This is a genomic window from Rhodopila sp. (assembly GCF_035548235.1).
In the GTDB taxonomy this organism is placed as follows: domain Bacteria; phylum Pseudomonadota; class Alphaproteobacteria; order Acetobacterales; family Acetobacteraceae; genus Rhodopila.
In genome coordinates this window covers 1-4,269 of record NZ_DASZTJ010000047.1, presented here as the reverse complement: position 1 = coordinate 4,269, position 4,269 = coordinate 1, and the positions used below count along the sequence as shown (strand labels likewise).

The following is a 4,269-nucleotide window of genomic DNA, read 5'->3' as shown; positions in this document are numbered from 1 at the left end:
TCCGGCACCGACAGGTCGTCCGGCCGCAGCGCCTGGGCCTTGTCATAGGCGGCGGCGGCCTTGTCGGGCTCGTTCAGCACCGCATAGGCGCGGCCGAGGCGCATCCAGCCGTCGAAATTCCCCGGATCGGCTTCCTGCTTGGCGGCAAGGCTGGCGACCATGCCGCGGATCATCGCCTCGCGCTGCGCCGCCGGCATCTGGGCCGCCTGTGCTTCCTGGGACGCCGTCGGACCCGGGGGCGTGCCGGTTGGGGTCGGTGCGCTGCCCTCGGCCAGTTTCGGCATCGGGAGTCCGGCCGTCTTCGCCGCCTGTGCGATCTGCCGGCCGATCCGATCGCGCAGCGGCGAATTGGACGGCAGGATGGCGAGCAGCCCCTGAAGCCCGTCGATCGCCTTGCGCGGCTCGCCGGCCTGCAGATGCGCCAGCGCCAGATAATAGCGCGCCATGGCATTGCCCTGGTCGGCGGACAGTACGTTCCGGAACGCCGCCTCGGCCGCCGGCGTGACCGTGCCGCCGGTCTGCATCACCAGCATCTCGGCATGGTCGGCCTCGATATCCGGCGAGTCCTGGCCCAGCGCGATCGCCTGCCGATACGCGGCCTCGGCGTGGCCCCAGTCACCCAGCGCCGCCAGGCCCCGGGCATAGCGAAGCCAGCCACCACCGTCCTTGGGGTTCTGCCGCACCTGCTCCGCCAACTGGTCCACCGCCTTGCGCATCTGTTCGCGCGGGCTGTTCGCGGTCTCCCGCGGCTGGGCGGAGAAGGGGATATCCGGCAGGTCGGGGGAGCCGAGATAGACATACGCCAGCACCGATCCGCCCCCGACCAGCGCCAGCACGAAGGCCGCCATCGCCGGGCTGCGGGTCAGCCGGACCTGCCGCGACGGCTCGCGGCTGGCGGCCAGCAGCCGGCGCTGGATCTCGATCCGGGCGGTCTCGGCCTCGGTGGCGGAGATCAGGCCGCGCGCGATGTCGCGGTCCAGTTCCTGCAACTGGTCGCGATAGACGGCCTGGTCGAACTGCGACCGGTCCGGCACCGGCCGGCTACCGGTCATCAGCGGCTTCAGGATGGGCAGGAGGGACAGGAACGCGAGCAGGGCGAACAGGAACGCCAGGATCAACCGCCCGACTCCCGCAACAGCGTATCCAGGTCTCGGCGTTCGTCCGCCGACAGGGCGGGGACCAGTTCCCCTGCCCGGCGCCGCCGCCGCACGATCCAAAGGAGCGATCCGGCCAGCCCGATCGCCAGGACGGCCGGGGGGCCGAACCACAGCAGATAGGTCGCCGGCTCGACCGGCGGCTTCAGCAGCACGAACTGGCCGTAGCGGTTGACCACCGCCTGCACGACCTGGGCATCGGTATCGCCCTCGACCAGGCGCTGGCGGACCAGCATGCGGATGTCATGCGCCAGGTCGGCGTTCGAATCGTCGATCGACTCGTTCTGGCAGACCAGGCAGCGCAGCCCGGCGCTGATCGCGCGCGCCCTGGCCTCCAGCGCCGGGTTGGCGAGGCGCTCGCCGGGCTCGACGGCGTGCGCCGGCGCAGCGAGGCCGATCAGCACCAGCAGCAGCCAAGGGGATAGCCAAGGGGATAGCCAGGGCAGCAGCCGTTTCATGACGGACGGTTTCCTGCCGGGCCGGCGTTCGCGCTGTCCAGGCGCCGCAGCAGTGGCAACAGCTCCTTGTCGACGCTCTCGGCCGTCAGCGGGCCGACGAAGCGCTTGCGGATGATGCCGGCGCTGTCGATCACATAGGTTTCCGGCACGCCATACACGCCGAAATTCAACCCGACATCGCCGTTCCGGTCGACGCCGATGCTTTGGTACGGGTCGCCGTAGGTCTTCAGCAACTGGGTGGTGGCCGACCGCGCGTCCTTGTAGGCGATGCCGTAGATCGGGATGTGGTTCTCGTCCTTCAGGCGCATCAGCACCGGATGCTCGATCCGGCAGGGGACGCACCAGGACGCGAAGAAGTTGACGACGATCGGGCGGCCCTTCAGTGCCGCCAGGGTGAAGGCCTGCGGCCCGTTCAGGCTGGGGATGTCGAAATTCGGCGCCGGCTTGGCGATCATCGCCGAGGGCAGCTCATGCACGTCGCGGCCTGAGTCCAGCGTCTCGGCGAAATAGCCGGCCACCACCAGGAACAGCAGCAGCGGCAGCAGGAAGATCAACCGGCGCATGCTATTCGCCGGCCACCGGAACCGCCCGTCCCATCCGCCCTCTCGCTCGAGCGGCGACGCCGACGCGCCAGCGCCGGTCGCTGAGGCTGACCATGCCGCCGAACGCCATGATGACGCAGCCCAGCCAGATGAACGGGACCAAGGGCTTCCAGTAGGCGCGGATGGTCCAGGCGCCCTTGTCGTCGATGTCGCCCATCGCGACGTAGAGGTCGGATACCAGGTTGGTGCGGATCGCCGTCTCCGCGGTCGTCTGCTGCATGGCGGTGAACAGCCGCCGTTCGGGATGCATCACCGTCACCGGGTCGCCCCCTTCGCTGACGCGGATCGTGGCACGATCGGCGACGAAGTCCCCGCCGGGCACCTTGTCCACGCTCTCCAGCGTCATGTGATAGCCGGCGATGTCGAAGGAGCCGCCGACGGGCACCGCATTGATCGCCTCCCGATCGAACGCCGAGGCGGAGAAGCCGGCGATCGACACCGCAAGGCCGAAATGGGCGATGGTCATGCCATAGGCCGACCGCTGCAGGTTGACGGCGCGGCGGACGCTGTCGCGGAGGGGGATGCGGAACAGGCGCAGCCGGTCGGCCAGCTCCACCAGCACCGCCGCGCCCAGCCAGGCCGCGAGACCAAAGCCGAGGACGGCGAGGACCGGGCCGCCGTCGGTGACGTAGAAGGCGATCAGCAGGACGACGGCGGTCGCGATATAGGCGGCCCACAGGCGCTGCAGCGCGCCCAGCAGGTCGCCGCGCTTCCAGGCCAGCATCGGGCCGATGCCGACGGCCAGCAGCATCGGCACCATCATCGGCACGAACGTCCGGTTGAAGAACGGAAACCCGACGGACAGCTTCGGGCCACCCATCGAATCCAGGAACACCGGATACATCGTGCCCAGGAACACCGTCGCGCAGCCGCAGGACAGCAGCAGGTTGTTCAGGACCAGCGCCCCTTCCCGCGACAACGGCGCGAACACCCCGCCCGCCTTCAGCGACGGCGCTCGGATCGCATACAGCGTCAGAGATCCGCCGATGGCGATGACCAGCAGCATCAGGATGAACGCCCCGCGCTTCGGGTCGGTGGCGAAGGAGTGCACCGAGTTCAGCACGCCCGACCGCACCAGGAAGGTGCCGACCAGGGACAGGGAGAACGTCACGATCGCCAGCAGGATGGTCCAGGATTTCAGCGTCTCGCGCTTTTCCACCACGATCGAGGAGTGGATCAGCGCCGTGCCGGCCAGCCAGGGCATGAACGACGCGTTCTCCACCGGGTCCCAGAACCACCAGCCGCCCCAGCCCAGGGTGTAGTAGGCCCACCAGGACCCCATGGCGATGCCGATGGTCAGGAAGCACCAGGACGCCAGCGTCCAGGGCCTGACCCAGCGCGCCCAAGTGGCGTCGACCTTGCCCTCGATCAGGGCCGCGACGGCAAAGGCGAAGGCGACCGAGAAGCCGACATAGCCCAGGTACAGGAACGGCGGATGGAAGGCGAGGCCAGGGTCCTGCAGCACCGGGTTCAGCCCCTGGCCGTTCGGCGCCGGCGGGAACATGCGCAGGAACGGGTTGGAGGTCAGCAGGATGAACACCAGGAAGCCGGTCGCCACCATGCCCTGGACGGCGAGCACCCGAGCGCGCAGGGCCGGGGGAAGGTTGTCGCTGAACAGTGCGACGGCGGCGGCACACAGCGACAGCATGAAGACCCACAGGAGCATGGAGCCCTCGTGGTTCCCCCAGACGCCGGTGATCTTGTACAGCAGCGGCTTGGCGGTGTTGCTGTTCTCCACCACGTTGATGACCGAGAAGTCGGACGTCACATAGGCGTGGATCAGCGACAGCATCGACAAGGCAACCAGGCCGAAGCCGATCAGCGCGCAAGACCGTCCGACCGCCATCCATCCCACATGCCGCCTGGCCGCGCCGACCAGCGGCACGGTGGACTGCACGATGGCGACAAACAGCGCCAGGATCAGCGCGAAGTGGCCGAGTTCGGTGATCATGGTTTGACCAGGGGCTCCGCCCCTGGACCCCGCCAAGGGCCTAGGCCCTTGGAACCCGTTAATGGTTGGTGGACGGGCGGGGGCGAGGTGCGGTCGAAAGGTCT

At 68.8% G+C, this 4,269-nt stretch carries 4 protein-coding genes; all 4 read right to left on the bottom strand.

What is annotated here, in order from left to right; all coding sequences use genetic code 11:
* Positions 1 to 1,118, bottom strand: a 1,118-nt coding sequence (gene ccmI / locus VHB27_RS03985; protein WP_325597634.1) for a c-type cytochrome biogenesis protein CcmI, incomplete at its 3' end; no start/stop codon positions are given.
* Positions 1,115 to 1,612 carry a cytochrome c-type biogenesis protein gene (locus VHB27_RS03980; RefSeq protein WP_325597633.1) on the bottom strand — a complete coding sequence of 166 codons (498 nt, stop codon included), beginning with the start codon at positions 1,610 to 1,612 and terminating at the stop codon, positions 1,115 to 1,117. The genes ccmI and VHB27_RS03980, both read right to left, overlap by 4 nt.
* The gene (locus tag VHB27_RS03975) at positions 1,609 to 2,175 is read right to left on the bottom strand and encodes a DsbE family thiol:disulfide interchange protein (RefSeq protein ID WP_325597632.1); all 567 of its coding nucleotides are present in this window, start codon (positions 2,173 to 2,175) and stop codon (positions 1,609 to 1,611) included. Before VHB27_RS03975 ends, VHB27_RS03980 begins: the two co-directional genes overlap by 4 nt.
* Position 2,176: 1 nt before the next feature.
* The gene (locus VHB27_RS03970) at positions 2,177 to 4,165 is read right to left on the bottom strand and encodes a heme lyase CcmF/NrfE family subunit (RefSeq protein ID WP_325597631.1); all 1,989 of its coding nucleotides are present in this window, start codon (positions 4,163 to 4,165) and stop codon (positions 2,177 to 2,179) included.
* Between the last annotated feature and the right edge of the window lie 104 nt (positions 4,166 to 4,269).